The organism is Scytonema sp. PRP1 (genome assembly GCF_036697665.2).
Classification (GTDB): domain Bacteria; phylum Cyanobacteriota; class Cyanobacteriia; order Cyanobacteriales; family Nostocaceae; genus Kalymmatonema; species Kalymmatonema gypsitolerans.
The window spans coordinates 14,548-31,896 of record NZ_JBAHYJ020000110.1 but is presented as its reverse complement, the minus strand read 5'-3'; the positions used below and the strand labels follow the sequence as shown (position 1 = coordinate 31,896).

The 17,349-nt window shown below is 51.0% G+C and carries 21 protein-coding genes; 2 read left to right on the top strand and 19 right to left on the bottom strand.

The annotated features are described in order from the left end of the window. Positions 1–40 precede the first annotated feature (40 nt). The 15 genes from V5G28_RS29190 to V5G28_RS29120 form a co-directional block, all read right to left on the bottom strand. Complete coding sequence (locus V5G28_RS29190) at positions 41–328, bottom strand: hypothetical protein (RefSeq protein ID WP_336231438.1); 288 nt, start codon at positions 326–328, stop codon at positions 41–43. 346 nt (positions 329–674) lie between these two features. Beyond that, complete coding sequence (locus tag V5G28_RS29185; RefSeq protein ID WP_336231437.1) at positions 675–1,013, bottom strand: nuclear transport factor 2 family protein; 339 nt, start codon at positions 1,011–1,013, stop codon at positions 675–677. Positions 1,014–1,221: 208 nt separating this feature from the next. Further along, positions 1,222–1,623 carry a RidA family protein gene (locus V5G28_RS29180; RefSeq protein ID WP_336231436.1) on the bottom strand — a complete coding sequence of 134 codons (402 nt, stop codon included), beginning with the start codon at positions 1,621–1,623 and terminating at the stop codon, positions 1,222–1,224. A gap of 83 nt (positions 1,624–1,706) precedes the next feature. After that, positions 1,707–2,450: a CPBP family intramembrane glutamic endopeptidase gene (locus tag V5G28_RS29175; protein ID WP_336231435.1), complete on the bottom strand. Its 744-nt coding sequence runs from the start codon at positions 2,448–2,450 to the stop codon at positions 1,707–1,709. A 150-nt stretch (positions 2,451–2,600) separates the two neighbouring features. Next, complete coding sequence (locus V5G28_RS29170; RefSeq protein WP_336231434.1) at positions 2,601–3,392, bottom strand: MBL fold metallo-hydrolase; 792 nt, start codon at positions 3,390–3,392, stop codon at positions 2,601–2,603. Positions 3,393–3,829: 437 nt separating this feature from the next. After that, positions 3,830–4,795 carry an MBL fold metallo-hydrolase gene (locus V5G28_RS29165; RefSeq protein ID WP_336231433.1) on the bottom strand — a complete coding sequence of 322 codons (966 nt, stop codon included), beginning with the start codon at positions 4,793–4,795 and terminating at the stop codon, positions 3,830–3,832. 38 nt (positions 4,796–4,833) lie between these two features. Then, on the bottom strand, positions 4,834–5,667 hold the full coding sequence (locus tag V5G28_RS29160; protein WP_336231432.1) for an alpha/beta fold hydrolase: 834 nt from the start codon (positions 5,665–5,667) through the stop codon (positions 4,834–4,836). A gap of 231 nt (positions 5,668–5,898) precedes the next feature. Next, positions 5,899–6,285 carry a nuclear transport factor 2 family protein gene (locus V5G28_RS29155; protein ID WP_336231431.1) on the bottom strand — a complete coding sequence of 129 codons (387 nt, stop codon included), beginning with the start codon at positions 6,283–6,285 and terminating at the stop codon, positions 5,899–5,901. Between the two features lie 133 nt (positions 6,286–6,418). Then, positions 6,419–6,742 (bottom strand): putative quinol monooxygenase, encoded by a 324-nt coding sequence (locus tag V5G28_RS29150; protein WP_336231430.1) that lies wholly within the window; start codon positions 6,740–6,742, stop codon positions 6,419–6,421. Positions 6,743–6,832: 90 nt separating this feature from the next. Then, positions 6,833–7,591 carry an SDR family oxidoreductase gene (locus V5G28_RS29145; RefSeq protein ID WP_336231429.1) on the bottom strand — a complete coding sequence of 253 codons (759 nt, stop codon included), beginning with the start codon at positions 7,589–7,591 and terminating at the stop codon, positions 6,833–6,835. Positions 7,592–7,751: 160 nt separating this feature from the next. Then, positions 7,752–7,958 carry an SDR family oxidoreductase gene (locus V5G28_RS29140; protein ID WP_336231428.1) on the bottom strand — a complete coding sequence of 69 codons (207 nt, stop codon included), beginning with the start codon at positions 7,956–7,958 and terminating at the stop codon, positions 7,752–7,754. Further along, entirely contained in the window at positions 7,936–8,691 is a 756-nt protein-coding gene (locus V5G28_RS29135; protein ID WP_336231427.1) for an SDR family oxidoreductase, read from the bottom strand. Before V5G28_RS29135 ends, V5G28_RS29140 begins: the two co-directional genes overlap by 23 nt. Before the next feature lie 151 nt (positions 8,692–8,842). Continuing rightward, positions 8,843–9,286 carry a RidA family protein gene (locus V5G28_RS29130; protein ID WP_336231426.1) on the bottom strand — a complete coding sequence of 148 codons (444 nt, stop codon included), beginning with the start codon at positions 9,284–9,286 and terminating at the stop codon, positions 8,843–8,845. 137 nt (positions 9,287–9,423) lie between these two features. Continuing rightward, entirely contained in the window at positions 9,424–10,389 is a 966-nt protein-coding gene (locus V5G28_RS29125; RefSeq protein ID WP_336231425.1) for an SDR family NAD(P)-dependent oxidoreductase, read from the bottom strand. 212 nt (positions 10,390–10,601) lie between these two features. Next, positions 10,602–11,348, bottom strand: a complete 747-nt coding sequence (locus tag V5G28_RS29120; RefSeq protein WP_336231424.1) for a CPBP family intramembrane glutamic endopeptidase — start codon at positions 11,346–11,348, stop codon at positions 10,602–10,604. Between the two features lie 86 nt (positions 11,349–11,434). Between V5G28_RS29120 and V5G28_RS29115 the strand changes: the two genes are divergently transcribed. Next, the gene (locus tag V5G28_RS29115; protein WP_336231423.1) at positions 11,435–11,602 is read left to right on the top strand and encodes a hypothetical protein; all 168 of its coding nucleotides are present in this window, start codon (positions 11,435–11,437) and stop codon (positions 11,600–11,602) included. Here V5G28_RS29115 and V5G28_RS29110 read toward each other — a convergent pair. The 4 genes from V5G28_RS29110 to V5G28_RS29095 form a co-directional block, all read right to left on the bottom strand. Further along, the gene (locus V5G28_RS29110) at positions 11,599–12,564 is read right to left on the bottom strand and encodes a Kelch repeat-containing protein (protein WP_336231422.1); all 966 of its coding nucleotides are present in this window, start codon (positions 12,562–12,564) and stop codon (positions 11,599–11,601) included. The genes V5G28_RS29115 and V5G28_RS29110 overlap by 4 nt on opposite strands. A 94-nt stretch (positions 12,565–12,658) precedes the next feature. Beyond that, complete coding sequence (locus tag V5G28_RS29105; RefSeq protein ID WP_336231421.1) at positions 12,659–13,759, bottom strand: aldo/keto reductase; 1,101 nt, start codon at positions 13,757–13,759, stop codon at positions 12,659–12,661. Positions 13,760–13,929: 170 nt separating this feature from the next. Next, on the bottom strand, positions 13,930–15,138 hold the full coding sequence (locus V5G28_RS29100) for an MFS transporter (RefSeq protein ID WP_336231420.1): 1,209 nt from the start codon (positions 15,136–15,138) through the stop codon (positions 13,930–13,932). Positions 15,139–15,484: 346 nt separating this feature from the next. Then, complete coding sequence (locus V5G28_RS29095; RefSeq protein WP_336231419.1) at positions 15,485–16,213, bottom strand: SDR family oxidoreductase; 729 nt, start codon at positions 16,211–16,213, stop codon at positions 15,485–15,487. A gap of 140 nt (positions 16,214–16,353) precedes the next feature. Between V5G28_RS29095 and V5G28_RS29090 the strand changes: the two genes are divergently transcribed. Next, on the top strand, positions 16,354–17,268 hold the full coding sequence (locus tag V5G28_RS29090; protein ID WP_336231418.1) for a LysR family transcriptional regulator: 915 nt from the start codon (positions 16,354–16,356) through the stop codon (positions 17,266–17,268). Positions 17,269–17,349 lie beyond the last annotated feature (81 nt).

Sequence of the window (17,349 nt, the reverse complement as noted above, 5' to 3'; positions counted from 1 at the left end):
GCGATCGCATTACTGGAAGGCGATATTACAAGCCTTAAACTCAACCGTGTTTGGTTTGTGAAAATTTAGATGCGTTTGCCCTGGGGTCGGTGATCGTCTGCCCGAAATGTTCCTCGGCGACATCGACCCGCTTGGTTTCAGGATAAGTAATTGTAAGCATCATTGCTGTGGACTCCGAGCAAGCGGAGGCGAAATAGGTGGTAAAGAGTAGCGCGATCGCGAAAAGGGTTGCGCGGCGCATCGGTATCTTTATCTTTTGAAATGAGAGTCGAAATCCAAAGAGGTTGAACTCTAGTATTTCTTGTCGTGATTTTGCAGTTTTGAACATGTAATTGACCTACCTAACAGAATGCTTGACCGTAACTACCTGGGTTAAACGATCACAAGTAGGTAAACTGACATCTTGCACCAAGAAAAATTGATGTAAATTAATAACCCAGTATTAAATGAAAACCCTTGATTTAGGGATAAAAGCCAACAAAAATCAGGTAGCCTTATCGCGTATTTTTTTACATTACCTGGGTTTGTACGGAGAGGTGCAAGATCTGAGTAAACAAAATTAATTACATTGTTTTGATCAAATTCTTTCAGCACCTTCTTAAGAGACTGAACTACGCTTTGCCAACTTTGATCGACACTTGCTAGTTGCCTCGCTCATACGTAATTAATTTTGATTAACCATTTAGAAGCGATTCGCCTCCAGGTTGCGATCGCATCGAATCAGCCCGCGCCGATGAGCCGCTAGTTTCATCCTTGACCTCGGTTTTGATGACGAAAGCCCTTAATTCGACCATCTTGTCGCCGCGAAAGCGCCAGATGTCGCAGTACGAGTAATGAGCCGCCTTCCCGTCTTCGTCCTTCATTGTGATGTCGCCGAGTGCCGTGACGAAATCACCCTCAGCGATTAAGTTAGCAACCATAAAATTTGGCGGCTCTATGTATGTCGTTGCCATCCATTGGCGAACGGCTTCTTTTCCTTTAAGAGTCTTGTCGCCTACAAACGTCCATTCCATGTCGTCGGCGCAGAACGACAAGAATCCTTCATGGTTGCCTGAGCGATCGCCGCGTTTGCCTCTTCTAAGATGGCTTTATTTTTATCTGACATCTGAATCTCTCCTCTGTTCAAGTGGATGCTTTAACGGAGCGGGAGCGGTTTCTCTGTTGGCGTGTCCTTCTCCTTAGCGTAGCCGCCGAATCACCCCGTTGCCGCTTGTGCAAAACTTACGGAACAATTGCAGTAACGCGGATTTCAATACGCATCGTTGGAAGTCCAAGAGCCGCAACTCCTACCTCTGTCCAAATTGGGGCGCGATCGGGCATGTAATGACGAAATAGCCTGACCATCACCTCGTTAACCTCCGGGGGAAACCCTCGAACATGGTAAGAATTGACGTGGACAACATGCTCCCAACCCGCACCAGCAGTCGCCAAGGTTCGCTCTACGTTCCGAAACGTCTGAGCAATCTCGTCCGCGATCGATTCGGGAATTTGCAGATTGTCATCCCAGCCACCTTGACCTGATGTCTCCACTCGATCGCCAATTTTTACCGCTTGCGAGAAATGCAATTCATTTAGCATATGTTCGCCATAACCAGGGGTGACAAAAAACTTGGGCTGATTCATGGTGTTCCTTGTGTAGTACGTTTGACTCTATTTCGCGTTGCTAGACAGCTTGCAAGACCTGATTGACTTGAGGCGGTGCCAGGTCAGCCTGTGCTGGTGAACACCATAATCAAGAACGAGGGCAGATTAAAAACGACGTCGACGACGAGACCGGGCCAGATCAATCCACTGCGGCGGAAGACCTCGCCGGTGGCGAGATCGGCTACCACGGCTGCGGGGAAGGTGTTGTTGATCCCATGCATGAGGGCGAAGATCACGGTGCTGCCCACGACCCCAACAAACGGACCGTAGCGCAATAACGCGTTGGTGACGATGCCGCGATAGAGCAGCTCCTCGCCGAAGGGTGAAAAGACCGCAATGAATACCGTGCCCAAAACCAGAGACAGTAACCCGCCACGACCGCCATCTGCGTAAACATCCTGGATATTGTTCGTGTCCCCGGAGACCTTGATCCAAGCCAGGATCGCCAACCCCTTGAGCACGAAGGCAACCACTCCGATTCCAACGCCGATCAGGAGCCAGCGTCCAGAGGTGGAGCGCACACCGAAGGCGCTCAGGGAACGAATCCGCAGTCGCACAGCCACCGCGAACGCAATTAACGTGGCGACACCGGTCCACGAAGTCAAGATCAGACCGTAGACTGCGGGGTCAAGACCAAGTCGCTTGAGCTGCGAGACACCGACGAACCCGACGATCGCGTAGATAACAAGACCGACAACGTTTTCAAGCCAGTCTGGACGGGAGACTTTGTTGTGTTCTGGAAGAATCGAGGGCGCAGCGAGGGTCTTTTTTAACTTTCGCTGGTGGTGAGGGGGAACTTGAGGCATGGTGATGACCTCCTTAGATTTAGTGACTAATAGGTTCAGGATCGGTCTTGGTTATGACTCGCTGGACACTTTGTTTTGCACGAACACATCCTGACTATTGCAGTTTATTTACGCTGCGCTGCTGGTTTCATCCTTGACTTGTAGCGACCATCAATCCAATTCAAACCATGTGCCCGGTTCCTGTGTTGTTGCTCGGATTTGGAACTCCCGCGATTTGCTTTGAAGACGCTCGACGGGATGCGGTGTCTCAACATAGGCTCCCGCTTGATTCAATGATGCGTAATGGATTGGTACGACTGCTTCTGCATGAATGATGTGGGCTGCAATCGCCGCTTCCTCTGGAGTCAGTGTCGCTTCCAATGGACTCGGCGGTTGAAGATGAGGCAAGTCGCATATCGGGGCGTTGATCGGCAAAAATGCGACGTTGAAGTGCCTGAATCTGTGCGCAATTCTCCACCAGAAGCCATGGAATAGTGTATCGCCAGCGTGAATGATCCGTCGTCCGCCGCATTCAACAATCCAGCTATACTGTGGATCTCCAAAGCCATCGACAGCAGGGGCCGAGAACATTTGAAAAGGCCCGACTTGACGCTCTTCCCAGATCCCTACAATCTCGACCGCAAGTTTGTTGCGAGTAAACTTCGATTCTGCGATCGAAGTCATTTTGAGATCGTCCTTGTCACCTGTGGCAGGCTCAGGGCGGAAAACTGGAGCACCCTCGCGGAGAATGTCTGCCAGAGCATCAGGATCCGCATGATCAGCGTGGAGATGCGTGAGAAGTGCGGCAGTAGCATTTCCACGATTCGATGCTGCTGGAAACGGCTCCTCAGAGCTACGCAGCAGAGGTGCCATCGGTGATTTGTCCTGCACGTAATCGATAACAAGGGTTTCACCGTCACATTCGATTTCGACCCCAGCCCAACCCAACCGTCTCAACCTCATTGCCTTTTCTCCTTTGTAGTAATAGGGTGAGCATCGCCCACGATTTTGTAAAACCTTTCACAGTAAGGTTTTGTGGGCAGTTCCCACTCTACTGGCTTGCTGTCACCCCTGCCGAACAGACCGCTGCAAACAGACAGGTGATTTTCCAATTTTGAGCATTGTCGATCGTTCCCGCCATGCCTGCTAGGAGTGTGGCTAGGGCGTTGAGAATGATATTGCTTGTGATGTAGCGAGAGTTTGTACATTTGAGTGCATCTCTCTAGTCTTGTGCTTTTTCAAGGCTGCTAGAGATTTGTGTTCTCATCGTATTGAACTGTGTTTCTAGAGTAGTAGAGTAGTCATTCATGAGGTTTTGCTCAATAGCTTGAAGTTTGCTCGAATAGTTGTGGTGCGATCGCAACTATCACCAAGTTGCTAAAATGATTGCTATAAATCCTTTAGGGTTCACGCCAGCGGTAATCCACTGGCACCCAGGCATAACCTTGATCTGCTGCCCGAAGGTGTCCAACGCCGGGAAAGGGCAAATGTGCGCCCGCTATCAAAATTCGGGATGCTTCCGCTCTCGCAAACTGTTTTTTGCGTTGTGCCGCAGCAGCATTGGCATCGACATCATAAGCAACTGTAATTTCTGGCTTGGGAAATTGCACCGAAGCAAAGTGAACAATATCGCCCCAAAACTCGATGCTCTCGCCCTTGCTTGCCGCCACATAACAGCTATGACCAGGAGTGTGTCCGGGTGTGGGATGCGCGGTGATTCCCGGTAGCAGGGCTGTCTTGCCAGAAAACGATTTCACCTTGTCTGCATCTAAATAAGGTTTGACAGTTTTCGCGGCTTCGTCAAAGTACTTTTCAGCAACATTGAATCGTGTGGCATTCGCTCGATCAAACCAGAAATCGACATCTGGCTTACCGACATAGAGCGTAGCGGCAGGAAACACCCGTTTCCCCTGTTCGACCAAGCCCCCACTATGATCGGTATGAATATGAGTCAGAAGAATTGCATCAATCTCGTTAGGCGTGTAGCCTGCTGCCTTTAACGATGTTTGAAGCTTGCCGCCCAGTTTTGGACCAAAAAAGGTTCCGGCTCCTGTGTCCACGAGTACTTGTCGATCTCCAGTGTCGATCAAGAAAGCATTAATTGATGCCTCGACAGGATTAGTCAGAAAGTTTTTCTGAAGCAGGCGATCGGTTTCTGTTGGGTTCGTATTTGACAGCAGCGTATGTAGATCCTGGGGGAGTGTGCCGTCGCTCAGGACTGTAATTGTGAAATTACCTAACTTGAATGGATAGACACCTGGCACTTGAGCGATCGCACTTTTGCTCAGTGATACCGCTGGAAAAATACAAGAGGTCACAATCATTAGCACTGTGGTTGCAACCGCTATCATCAGTCTAGAAAACATATTAGAACCCTTTTAGCGATAAAGGACTCGATAGATAATCACCCCTGAAGAAAGTCCAACAACAAGGGATTGACCTGATCAGCGTGAGTCCAGTTAATGGCGTGCGGTCCGCCAGGAATGACAACCAGTTGACTGTTTTTAATCAGCTTTGGGAGTCTTGCTGCGGTGGACTCAAGTGGCAAAATGCGATCGCTATCTCCATGAATGATCAGCGTTGGTACATCAATGCGGGGCAGATCATCGCGGAAATCGGTGAGCCAGGACGGTACACAATCTAAAGTCGCTTTTGCAGAAGCCCCTGCTGCCACATTCCAACTTGCCTGAATTGCTTCATTGCTAATCCGCTTACACAGCAACACATCCACATTGAAGAATTCTTTGAAAAATGCAGAAAAGTAAGCTGGACGATCTTCAACAATCGCTTTCATAATGCCATCGAAAACGCTTTGATCGACACCTTCAGGATTGTCATCGGTCTTCAGTAGGAAGGGCGGCACTGGAGCCATCAGCACGGCTTTCTGCACACGCTCTGAGCCATAGTTGCCAAGATAGCGCGTGACTTCGCCTGTTCCCATTGAGAAACCGACTAACACAGCGTCATGCAAGTCAAGTTTAGTCATCAACACGTTCAAATCTGCTGCAAAGGTATCGTAGTCATAGCCAAACGAGGGTTGGCTAGAAGCACCAAATCCTCGGCGATCGTATGTAATGACTCGATATCCGGCATTTAGCAGCACTAAGACCTGCTTTTCCCAGGAATGACCGTTGAGGGGAAATCCATGAATGAGAACAATTGGTTGACCTGTCCCCAGATCTTCGTAGTAGAGATCAATGGTTGCAGAATTTTCTTGACCAACAGTAGCGTAAGGCATTGCAATCTCCTATGAATACCGCATTGGATTCTCGTCTGATTTAACCGAAGTGTAATGAATTCTAATGCTCGGTTTTTTTCAGATTCTTAGGACAGTTTGTCAGATTTTTATGGTGTTACTATGCGACTAATAAAATGGCTGCGATCGCCTTAGTTACATCTGAATTCCACTGCCTACTATTTGGGCGTGCCGTTGTACAAACCGGCCTTCACACTACCAGCACTCGACTGTTCAGAACATCGTGTTATCGTTAGCCGACGCTTCCGGGATGGTCTGAAGCACGTCCCAATGCTCGACTATCTTGCCTTCATCATCCAGGCGGAAGATGTCGATGCCCGCCCAGTCGTTGTCGCCCGGCCATTGCTGGTAGCAATGCAAGACTACATAATCGCTTTCAGCGAAGACGCGCTTAAACTGGACGCACTTGCCCGGATATTCTTTCGCCATCCTCTCGAAATATTCGATGAAAGCCTGCTTCCCGTCGGCCACCGCTGGGTTGTGCTGGATGTACACGTCGCCGACATATTTCTCGATGGCTTCTGCGGGCTGACACTGATTGAACATCAGGTCATAAAATGCCGTGACCGTCTGTTTGTTGTGCTCAAGTTTATCCGTCATCCGTTCCACACCTCACATTACCCAAAACACCCAACGGCTCAAATCAGCGGCGGCAAAGAAACTCGAACGCAGCACTAGCGACTTGAGACCGTCTGCTACATTGTTAGGTGACCGCTCTGGACACAGCACCCATTTAGATTGACATGAGGACGAGAACTGCTCGCGGAGCTGCGTAGAATGGTTCGCTGCGTTCCAGGTACCGCTGGTAGAAGGGCAGTTGCAGGATCTCGTTCAGGTACTCGTTTCCGTTACGCCAGCGCTCGGACAGCACAAACATCCCAGGCTGATCGGCGACCTCACCAACCTCAAGTGAGATGCACGCTTCCAAACGGCGGGCTTGAGGCAGGATCTCCCGGAGTTCCATCAAGAACTCCTCGCGGTACTCAGGCTGAATCATGAGCGTGTTACTCATCATCAGTTCTTTGTCAGAGACTTGTGGCATCTTTTCCTGTGGCATGTGTGTTTCTCCTTCGACTCTGTTCGATGGGAAGTTTATAGGTGGACTTCTACACGCGATCGGGTAGTGCTTTTTAACTAGGAAGCGATCTTAGATTTGTGTGAAGCCACCATCGACGAATAGCTCAATGCCGCTTACATAGCTGCTGTCATCTGAAGCTAGAAAGACAACGGCTTTGGCGATCTCGTCGGGCGTACCAGCTCGTCCCAATGGGACATTTTTAGCTAGGTTCGCCACCAATTCTTTCAGTTGCTCTTCACTGAGTCCCCAGAGAAGATCGTAAGCGGGAGTCGGAATGAGACCAGGGCTGACCACATTCACTCGAATCTGGTAGTCTTTGAGGTCGACTATCCAGGTGCGGGCGAACGATCGCACGGCGGCTTTGGTGGCGCTATACACGCTGGAAGCTGGAATACCCTTGATGGAAGCAGTTGAGGCATTCAGGATGATGGAAGCGCCCTCTGGCATCAGCGGCAGTGCCTTCTGCACCGTGAACAGTAGACCCTTGACATTGGTGTTGAAGGTTTTGTCAAAGTGTTCTTCGGTGATCGATCCAAGCGGGATGAATTCACCACCGCCAGCATTAGCAAAGATTACATCCAAGCGACCTTGCTCTTGCTCGATCGTGGCGTAAAGACGATCGAGGTCTGCCAGATTGGAGACATCGCCCTGAATGCCAGTAACGTTCTTACCAATCTCGTTTACAGCAGCATCAAGTTCAGTCTGACGACGACTCGTGATAAAGACATAGGCACCTTCGGCGACAAATCGCTTAGCAGTGGCAAGTCCGATGCCGCTGGTGCCGCCAGTGACGAGTGCAACTTTTTCTGAGAGTTTTTGCGAAATCATGATGTCCTCTGAATTTCTCTGAATAAGGTTTGTAGCGTTTACGACCTACTTGTGAATAAGGGGAGTGAGGGCTGCGCCTCCAGCCAAAGTTCCATCCCTACGACCCGTCAGGCTCCAATTAGGATTGCTGTAGTGGTTGCAGATCTGGATTACCTGTTGTTCAAGCGGTATAGCCGCCATCAATTTTGAGACTTGCGCCCGTAACAAAAGCCGCTTCAGAACTGGCGAGATAAGAGACCATGCCAGCTACCTCGTCACCCTGTCCATAGCGACCGAGGGCAGTCATCTTGGTCTGCAAACCGTCTGCTGCATTGTTAGCTGTCCGCCCTGGACACAGCACCCATTTAGATTTGTGCCATGCCACCATCGACGAATAGCTCAATGCCGTTTACATAGCTGCTGTCATCTGAAGCCAGAAAGACAACGGCTTTGGCGATCTCGTCGGGTGTGCCAGCTCGTCCCAATGGAATATTGTTAGCTTGGCTCGCCACAAATTCTTTCAGTTGCTCTTCACTGAGTCCCCAGAGAAGATCGTAAGCGGGAGTCGGAATGAAACCAGGGCTGACCGCATTCACTCGAATCTGGCGGTCTTTGAGGTCGAGCGTCCAGGTGCGGGCAAACGATCGCACGGCAGCTTTAGTAGCGCCATACACGCTGAAGGCTGGAACACCCTTGATGGAAGTAGTTGAGGCATTCAGGATGATGGAAGCGCCCTCTGGCATCAGCGGCAGTGCCTTCTGCACAGTGAACAGTAGACCCTTGACATTGGTGTTGAAGGTTTTGTCAAAGTGTTCTTCGGTGATCGATCCAAGCGGGATGAGCTCGCCACCACCAGCATTCGCAAAGATCACATCCAAGTGGTCTTGCTCTTGCTCGATCGTGGCATAAAGCCGATCGAGGTCTGCCAGATTTGAGACATCGCTCTGAATGCCAGTAACGTTCTTACCAATCTCATTTACAGCAGTATCAAGTTCAGTCTGACGACGACCCGTGATAAAGACATAGGCACCTTCAGCGACAAATCGCTTGGCAGTAGCAAGCCCAATACCGCTAGAGCCGCCAGTGACAAGCGCAACTTTTCCTGAGAGTTTTTGTGACATAGTGTTTTACTGGGTATGTGATTACTAATGTGATCGTCAAATCGGCAATTTACTTACCAATAAGCCCGCGAATCGCTTCGCCCTGATGACAAATGCCGGGCCGGTCGAGTGCAGTGTCGGGTTATCCTGCCGCCCGCTCCGCCTGATGAATTCAGCCTGGAATACGGGCGATGACCTTGATCTCGAAGTCGAACCCCCCGAGCCAGTTGACGCCGATCGCCGTCCAATTCGGATAAGGCGCTTCCGGGAAGACTTCGCTTTTAACGGTCATAACCGTGCCGAACTGATTTTCGGGATCGGTATGAAAGGTCGTCACGTCGACGATATCGTCAAGCCCGCATCCACCCACTTGCAGGGTCGCCTCGAGATTGGCGAATGCCAAGCGGACCTGAGCCTCAAAATCCGGCTCGGGCGAGCCATCACTGCGACTGCCGACCTGACCAGACACGAACAGGAGGTCACCTGATCTGATCGCTGCGGAATAGGTGTATGAAGTGTAGAGGTCATGCCGACCGGCGGGGAAAACGGCGTCACGCTGGGCCATATGGAATGCTCCTGTTGTGGGTTGCTGGAAATCTGAGAGTTTTTGTGACATGGTGTTTTCCTGGTTGAGTTTACGGGGAACGTAAGGTATGGTGATTAACGCTTATACGTCAATCAGGCATTCTTGTGAGTGTTCATCCAAGTACGAAAGTGGAATGGATGATTGCGTTTAGATGTGCGCGATAACCTTCAAGACGCAGCGCTGATCAATTCCTCACTTTTCGCCCAAAGCTGCTTGGCTTTGTTCGCGTCGAGCGCATACGACCTGACACCGTCGGCAAATGGGTTGGGCGTGTCATCAATCGGTGCGATCGCACAATCTTCGAGATAATGTCCACCGATCTCGTCTTTATTCGCTACGACTGCGGCCCAAACCGATGTTGCGGCTGCCTGCGGAATTTCTTTCAACTCTTTCGGCGGCAGACCCGCTTCGGTGCGCGCTGCGTCAACAGTCTGCAAAAGTCCCTGCAAATCCTCTGGCGAGAAATGGCGGGGTAGATCCGTGAGACTGTTTCCGGGCATCACCGAAGCAGCCCGAATGCCGCGATCGCGATGCCGCCTGTCAAACTCCACAGCGAACAGGGAATTGGCGGTTTTCGATCGGCTATAGGCAACCCATGGATCGTAGGCCTGCTGCTCGAAATTCGGATCGTCCAAGTCGATATCGGCACCGCGATGCGAGAGCGACGACAGGACTACCAGCCGTCCATCATCGGCGAGCAGCGGCTCGATTTGATTGATCAAAGCAAAATGACCAAGATGGTTCGTCCCGAACTGGACTTCAAAGCCGTCGATCGTCCGACCGAACGGAGTTGCCATAACGCCAGCGTTAGCGATGATGGCATCGAACGGCTGTCCGTCAGCCAACAGTTTATCCGCACAGGCGCGAACGCTTTGCAAGGATGCCAGATCGAGATTGATCAACTCCAGGCTGCCGCCCCGCGACGCGGCATCACGAACCGATGCAGTGGCTGGCTCAGCTTTAGCGAGGTTTCTGACCGCGCCGACAACACTGGCACCGTGAAAAACCAATGAGCGGGCGGTTTCAAGCCCAATGCCCGACGATGCACCCGTAATGAGAAATCGCTTTCCCTTGAGATCAACGCCGGAAAGCACCTCGTCGGCAGTCGATTTTGCACCAAATGTTTCAGTCATTTCTTTTTCCTTTAATTGTGCGTTTAGCACTAATGGCCAGCATCACGGCTCCAGTTAGTAGCGAGATTCGGATATAAGTTGTAGCATTCATGGTTCTCCTCCCAGCGTGAGTTGGTGGCTCTACGTTGTGTCTGCGCCTATCAGGATCGGGCGGATGGTTTGAAAACAAGCGAGCCATTGGAAAGACACCCCTTTCGAGTGATGGTGATTATTCAGGCCGTTCTGATGAGCACCATCACGAAGACCGTGGGCAGGTTGTTGATGACGTGGGCGATGACACCAGGCCAGACTGAGCCGCTGCGGCGGAACAGCTCAGCGCTGATGAGACCAAATACCAAAGCCACTGCGAAGACGGGGTTGATGCCGTGCGCGAGGGCGAAGATCAGCGTGCTGCCCACAATGCCAACGAATGGGCCGTAGCGCAGCAGCGCGTTCGTGATAACACCCCGGAAGAGCAGCTCCTCGACAAGGGGCACGAGAAGACCGATAAACAGCGTGGTCAGCACCAGGGACAGCACCCCGCCGCTGCCACCGTCACCGTACACCTCCTGAGGGGTGGAGCTATCCCCGGTGAGGGCGGTGTAGGCCATGACCGCAAAACCCTTAACCACGAAGGCGACCACCCCTGCTCCGACCCCAATGAGCAGCCAACGCCAAGAGACGCGACGCACGCCAAAGGCATACAGGGAGCGAATCCGCAGCAGCACGGCTACCACAAACCCGGCGAAGGGGGCAACAACAGACAGCGCGGCGAGAATCAGTCCGTAGGCGGCAGGATCGAGACCGAGCTGCTCGGCCAGCAACGCGCCCCCGATTCCGATGGCACCCGAGACGATAAGACCCACAATGATTTCGAGCCAGCCCGGACGAAAGGGCTTGTTAGGTGAGGACTGCTCTGAAACAGCGGCGAAGGTCTTTCCCTGTCTCTGTGGGGAGTTAGAAGGCACTTTGGACATCATCAACTCCTAAGTTCTCTTTGTCTTAGTTCACTTGAGTGTAGTCAGTTCCAACACTCAACTTCTTGCAGATTCCTATGGAGTTTCCGATGGAATTAGCAAACCAATTTCAGTGGTGCTTTAGTGAGTCGCTTGAAGTGCTGTATCAAACACTTCGCACTGCCGATCGACTACTGCGCTACATACCCACCATCTACCATCAACGTTTCACCTGTTATGAACGATGCCCATGTCAGATCATAAAAACTGTGGCTTAAGGCAGTACCAGCACCTCGTGGATTGCTGTCGCTGCATTTCCGCCTGTTTGGGTTCCGCCACCAAACACAAAAATCCGGTTGCCAATTGCCGATGCTCCCAATCCATGTCGTGGCGTTGGCAAGGGCGGCAATGCTTCCCACACGTCGGTTTGCGGGTCGTATACCCAACTTTCGGCGAAAACCTTCCGCTCTGGAACCCACTGTTCGCCGCCAAACACGTAAAGCTTGCCGTTGAGTGCGGTTGCAGCGAGCCCTCCCTGAGCTTGAGGCATCGGCGATCGCGTCTCCCAACGGTCAAGCTGTGGATCGTAGACCTCAAGATTTGGCACATTCACCTGCTGCGTCGTGCCATCAGCATTCCTAACAAACTGGCGACCCCCAACCACATAGATCTTGCCATCAATCACAGCCGACGCTGCACTATTTCGCGCTGTTGGAGCATCGGCACGTGCTGACCAACGCCTAGTTGTTGGATCAAATACTTCGTTTCGCACACTGTCGATGTGGTCATTGAACAGCCGAGCATCGTCAGTAGCTCGAACACGCCCACCAATCAGGTATATCTTGTCATCGACTACTGCGGATACGCCCTCTGCACGAGCCTCTGGCAGGTCAGTCCCTTCAGTCCAAGTATTAGAGGCAGGATTGTAGATGAACATGGTTGGCTGCGCCCGCCAATCTGGAAAACCACCTGTGAAACCACCCACACCATAGAGCAAGCCATTGACTGCCGACAGCGTAATGTGGTGTCGGGCTTCAGGAAGCGGTCTCAAGACTGTCCATGTATCGTTGACCGGATCATAAGACTCGAAATGCGCTGAGAACCCGGTGTTTGGGCTGAGTAAACCACCGACCACGTAAATTTTGTTGTTCAACACTGCTGGATAAAGTTCTTGCCGAGCGACCGTTGCAGGTGCAGCTTTAGTCCAATAGGGCAACTGGCTTTGTGCTTGACTGAGCACGGGCGAACCTAACGCTATGAGTGAAAAGACCAACAGCGACAGGAAAATCAAATACCTAAATTTAAATCTATGCAACATAATGCAGTACTCCATCTCAACCGATCGGACGTGGATTTGGCAGGCGAACCAACCCGCTAAAATTCTTGCCAGGATACCAGGGCGTTTGGAGAAGGTTGTCAAAACCGGGAAGGCTTTCCATGTGTTCCACCATCCGGGTACGCATTGAATCATCAGGTAACGAGCCTCTCAATGCACCCATATTCTCAACAACGTGGTCGGGGTTTGTGGTTGCGGGAATCGCGCAGGTTAGAGCCGGGTGAGAAATCACATACTTGAGAAAAAACTGTGCCCAGTTTTCGCAGCCAATCTCGCCGGCAAAATCAGGGAGTGGTTGCCCCTTTACCAATTCAAAAAGACGGGCTTTTTCGAAGGGCATGTTGGCTAGGACTGCTGTTCCTCGTGCCGCCGCCGCAGGAAGAATTCTGTCTTCAACTCCACGCTGACGAATTGAGTAGCGAAGTTGAACAAAGTCCAGATCGCCGTTCTCAATCCACCTCTCAAGCGCAGCAAAATACAACGGATCGTGGTGAGTAACGCCCACGTAGCGAATTCTACCTTCTGCTTTCCATGCCTTTAGTAGGGGTAAAATCGCGTCTACATTCACCAAGCTATGAACCTGCATTACATCAATGCGATCGCGCGACAATCGTGTTAGTGATTGTTCAAACTGACGCTGCGCCTGACTGCGATCGCCCAGATACTCACCCGTTGCCCAGGTTTTGTCAGCAATAAACAAATCATTGGTCAAGCCAAGTGTTCTAGCAAATTCGCCTACGTTCACTTCCGACATCCCATAGAGCAATGAGGTATCAACCAATCGCCCGCCTGCATCCCAAAAGCGGCGCATCACTTGTTGAAGATGATCGCGGGGTTGATCAGACAAAGCATCAAAGGTCATAAACGTTCCCAGACCGATTGCAGGCAGTTTCTCCTGTGTGCGTGGGATTTCTTTGGTGATGATCTGCGATGGTTGGGTTGAAGCAGGTTGCGACGGTTGAGTTTGGGTTTGATTCTGTGCCCGTGCCATCTTCAAAAAAGTGGGTGTTAAGGCAGCGGTGGCGGCACCAAATCCTAACAATCCCAGTACCGACCGACGGGAAACATTTAGCCTAATTGCTGAATGGGTTGCCTTCATTGTGCGTTTCCTTGGTGTTGAAGTTTAGATACTGCAAATCGAATCAGGATCAAAACCAATATCATTTGCCCTGCACCGATCCAGTAGGGCATTGCGAGGCTAATCTGTTTGTTTGTAGCGATCGTGTTCTCGATGGGGAAAGGTTGGTGCAGTTTTTGGGGTAGTTGCGACTAAACTTTGCGCTTTGTGCGAGGGATCAAGTAGTTGAGTAAAACCAAAGTGGCGATCGCCAAAAACATACCTGCATAAAACACTCCTCTCATTTCCCAGGCACCGAATGCTAATCCTCCTAATACTGGTCCGATTGCCTGTCCCAGGGGGATTGCAATTGCTACCACTGCCATAAAACCGGATCGATTGTGATTGGGAGAGGATTCCCCTAAGAGTGCTTGTGTTGTGGGAAAGACAATTCCATGGGCTACTCCAAACAGGGCGCTGGGAATTAATAATATCCAGATGTGATCAATTGAAGGGATCAGAACTAATGCCACTGCGTAGAGCGAGAAGGCAATTCTGAGTAAAGTCCGTTCAGAAAACGATCGCGCCAATAATCCCAATTGTGATGAAGTTAAGGCAAAAAATATGGACATACTTGCTAATAAGATTCCGATCTCAATCCCAGACGCACCGAGAGACGCTGCCACAGCCGGAACATAAGTAAAATAAGCACCAAACAGGAGAACAAAAAGCACGACAACCATGAACATAAGCTTGATGACCCGACCGCGACAAACACTGATCCAAATATTCCTCAAATAAACTTTAAGATTGAACTGTGCGGAGTGCTGTTGTTCGGGCAGGCGTGGCGATCGCCACAACCAAATCCCCACGAGAAACGCGACTAGGGGCAATGCAAACGTGTTACGCCATCCCATGGATGCCAATCCACCGCCCAGCAGAGGATACACGACCAAACTCAGCCCAGCCGTGCTGGCAAGAAATCCCATCGCTGCCGTCAATTGTCTCCCAGTGTATAGATCGCAAATCATCCCCAGTGGTAGTGATTCTAAACTCGCTGCCCCAACCCCTTGCAGAAATCGCCACACCAACAGAATTTGAAAATTGGGAGCGAAGGCACAGGCAACGCCCGCGATCGCAAACAGCAACAGTGATGGAATTAGAATAGACTTGCGACCAAAGCGATCTGCCAGAACACCACAGATAGGACCTCCGACCACCATGGGCGCAACAAATGCGGTCGTTACCCAACCAATCTGCTGTGGGGATACTTCAAATTCACGAGCGATCGCAGGCAGGACAGGATTAAGGCTCATTGTCCCCAGAATTTCGGTCAGGGCAATACTGACAACGATGAGCAGATTCACGTCTTGATAGACAGGCTTAGTGTTGCTACTTACAGGATTCAGCTTGTGGGACATTTGATTCTTGAACCTCATATCGTTTGAGAGACTTTTTAGCTTAAACAGTTCCACCGTTAACTCTGAGCGTTTGACCTACAGAGGTTTCTCGACCAACAGTAATGTAAGGCGTGAGAGGTTTCTCCTTTGTAAATCAATGGTGTCCAAGATGAGCGTGTGCAGTCTTGACAACTGCAAAGTCTGCGGCTCGATCGACAACATCTCATTGCAGGAGCAAGATCTAATCGCCGAACCGCAGCTAGAGAAGGTTGTAGTCGAATAGTTTCATCCTATAAGTACGAATTAGGAGTTTGAATACACAAACCTTACTGATGTTTGCCTGATCCTCTCATATGTCGAATTTGGATTAGGCAAAACCGCCATTGGTGCGAAGCAATTGAGCATTGACCCATCCCCCGTCTTCTCCTGCTAGAAATGAAACCACACGGGCAATGTCGAGAGGTTCTCCAAGCCGCTCTATTGGAGCAAGCTTGCTGAGTTGCTCAATCTGCTCTTGAGTCTTGCCCTGGAGAAAAAGCTCTGTTGCGACTGGCCCTGGCGCGACCGCATTCACCGTGACGTTGCGACCCCGCAGCTCATTAGCCAGCACCTTTACCAGTCCTTCGACTCCTGCTTTAGATGCAATGTAAGCTCCATAGCCTGGAAACGACTTAGCAATCACGCTGCTGGAGAGCGCGATGATACGTCCGCCATCAGTGATGTGCTTTGCCGCTTGAGCCAGTACGAGAAACGTGCCGCGAAGATTCGTTGCGATAGTGTTGTCGAACAGTTGCACGTTATTGTCGATGATGGGCGACAAGGACATGATCCCGGCACTGTGGACGACAACATCGATCGCTCCTAGCCTGGTGATGGTGTGCTCGAAAAGTTGCTCTACCTCGTTCTCTTTAGAGACGTTGGCTTTTACGGCGATCGCATTGCCCCCCGTAGCCTGAATTTCACTGATAGCCTCATCAGCCTGAGCAGCATTTGCCGAGTAGTTCATAACAACAGAAAATCCATCTGCTGCAAGTCGCTTCGCAATTTCGCGTCCAATTCCGCGAGAGGCTCCGGTCACAATTGCTGTCTTTGCCATGATTAACCTCGTAATGTTCTAGGAATCCTCAGTTGATAACAAACACGAATGAAACTATGTCGATCATTACACGCAGAGCATAATGTGTCCAATGCATATTGAAGATAGTTGCTATATCAATGGTGATATAGTATGAAACTATGACTCAACAGTTCCCTAACCTCTCGCGCATCGACCTTAATCAACTTCTGGCTTTACAAGCCATTCTGGAGGAGAAACACATCACTCGCGCCGCCGTCCGTGTCTCGCTCAGTCAGCCAGCAATGAGCCGTGTGCTAAGTCGGCTGCGAGCAGCACTCGGTGACGACCTGCTCGTCCGTAATGGCGTGGGGTACGAGCGAACACCGCGCGGCGATCACTTGCTGCAAGAATTAGAAGTTCTCCTGCCTCGCTTAAACGCAGCGATTGGGGGCAATGACTTTGATCCTTCCACTTCACAACAACGCTTTCGGGTCACAGGCACCGACTATGCCGTCGCCGTTATCGTCAGTGGCACCGTGCGGCTCTGTCGCAGATCTGCGCCGGGCGTTCGCGTTGAAGTCATTGGCTGGACAGAAGACAGTTATCGTTACGTGGAGATGGGTCGCTGCGACGTGGCACTTGGTGTCGGCAGTGTGCCAGCGCCGCCCAAGGAATTGAAGGTGGAAGTGCTGTACCACGAGTACTTTGTATGCCTCATGAGTGCGGATTGTAAATTCAGGGGTAAGCGGTTTTCTTTAGATGAATATCTGCGTCGCCCACACGCAGCAGTCGCCATCGCAGAAGGGCAGCAAACCATGATTGATCGTCCACTTGCGGATTTGGGAAAGGCGAGAAATATCGTACTCCAGTCCCCCTACTTCATGGCAACCGCGCTGAATATTGTGAATACCGACCTGATATTCACCGTCCCTATGCGTTTAGCTCTCGAACTCTCAAAGTTGGCAAACTTTCGGCAGGTGTTACCACCTCAAGAGATTGCTGACTTCCCCTACACAATGATCTGGCATCCTCGATTTGGTGGTGATTCTGGACAGACATGGTTCCGTGACCAGATCCGGGCGACTGTGAAATGATGGTGAGAACCTCTATGCAGATGCACTAGAGATAAATGATGGAGCGCGGTAACCATTTGGACGCAGTTCCAACACTCAACT

Excerpts from the sequence above, each read along its gene's own strand:
- V5G28_RS29190 (WP_336231438.1), bottom strand. The coding sequence starts at position 328 with ATGTTCAAAACTGCAAAATCACGACAAGAAATACTAGAGTTCAACCTC.
- V5G28_RS29185 (WP_336231437.1), bottom strand. The coding sequence starts at position 1,013 with ATGGAATGGACGTTTGTAGGCGACAAGACTCTTAAAGGAAAAGAAGCC.
- V5G28_RS29180 (WP_336231436.1), bottom strand. The coding sequence starts at position 1,623 with ATGAATCAGCCCAAGTTTTTTGTCACCCCTGGTTATGGCGAACATATG.
- V5G28_RS29175 (WP_336231435.1), bottom strand. The coding sequence starts at position 2,450 with ATGCCTCAAGTTCCCCCTCACCACCAGCGAAAGTTAAAAAAGACCCTC.
- V5G28_RS29170 (WP_336231434.1), bottom strand. The coding sequence starts at position 3,392 with ATGAGGTTGAGACGGTTGGGTTGGGCTGGGGTCGAAATCGAATGTGAC.
- V5G28_RS29165 (WP_336231433.1), bottom strand. The coding sequence starts at position 4,795 with ATGTTTTCTAGACTGATGATAGCGGTTGCAACCACAGTGCTAATGATT.
- V5G28_RS29160 (WP_336231432.1), bottom strand. The coding sequence starts at position 5,667 with ATGCCTTACGCTACTGTTGGTCAAGAAAATTCTGCAACCATTGATCTC.
- V5G28_RS29155 (WP_336231431.1), bottom strand. The coding sequence starts at position 6,285 with ATGACGGATAAACTTGAGCACAACAAACAGACGGTCACGGCATTTTAT.
- V5G28_RS29150 (WP_336231430.1), bottom strand. The coding sequence starts at position 6,742 with ATGCCACAGGAAAAGATGCCACAAGTCTCTGACAAAGAACTGATGATG.
- V5G28_RS29145 (WP_336231429.1), bottom strand. The coding sequence starts at position 7,591 with ATGATTTCGCAAAAACTCTCAGAAAAAGTTGCACTCGTCACTGGCGGC.
- V5G28_RS29140 (WP_336231428.1), bottom strand. The coding sequence starts at position 7,958 with ATGGTGGCATGGCACAAATCTAAATGGGTGCTGTGTCCAGGGCGGACA.
- V5G28_RS29135 (WP_336231427.1), bottom strand. The coding sequence starts at position 8,691 with ATGTCACAAAAACTCTCAGGAAAAGTTGCGCTTGTCACTGGCGGCTCT.
- V5G28_RS29130 (WP_336231426.1), bottom strand. The coding sequence starts at position 9,286 with ATGTCACAAAAACTCTCAGATTTCCAGCAACCCACAACAGGAGCATTC.
- V5G28_RS29125 (WP_336231425.1), bottom strand. The coding sequence starts at position 10,389 with ATGACTGAAACATTTGGTGCAAAATCGACTGCCGACGAGGTGCTTTCC.
- V5G28_RS29120 (WP_336231424.1), bottom strand. The coding sequence starts at position 11,348 with ATGATGTCCAAAGTGCCTTCTAACTCCCCACAGAGACAGGGAAAGACC.
- V5G28_RS29115 (WP_336231423.1), top strand. The coding sequence starts at position 11,435 with ATGGAATTAGCAAACCAATTTCAGTGGTGCTTTAGTGAGTCGCTTGAA.
- V5G28_RS29105 (WP_336231421.1), bottom strand. The coding sequence starts at position 13,759 with ATGAAGGCAACCCATTCAGCAATTAGGCTAAATGTTTCCCGTCGGTCG.
- V5G28_RS29100 (WP_336231420.1), bottom strand. The coding sequence starts at position 15,138 with ATGTCCCACAAGCTGAATCCTGTAAGTAGCAACACTAAGCCTGTCTAT.
- V5G28_RS29095 (WP_336231419.1), bottom strand. The coding sequence starts at position 16,213 with ATGGCAAAGACAGCAATTGTGACCGGAGCCTCTCGCGGAATTGGACGC.
- V5G28_RS29090 (WP_336231418.1), top strand. The coding sequence starts at position 16,354 with ATGACTCAACAGTTCCCTAACCTCTCGCGCATCGACCTTAATCAACTT.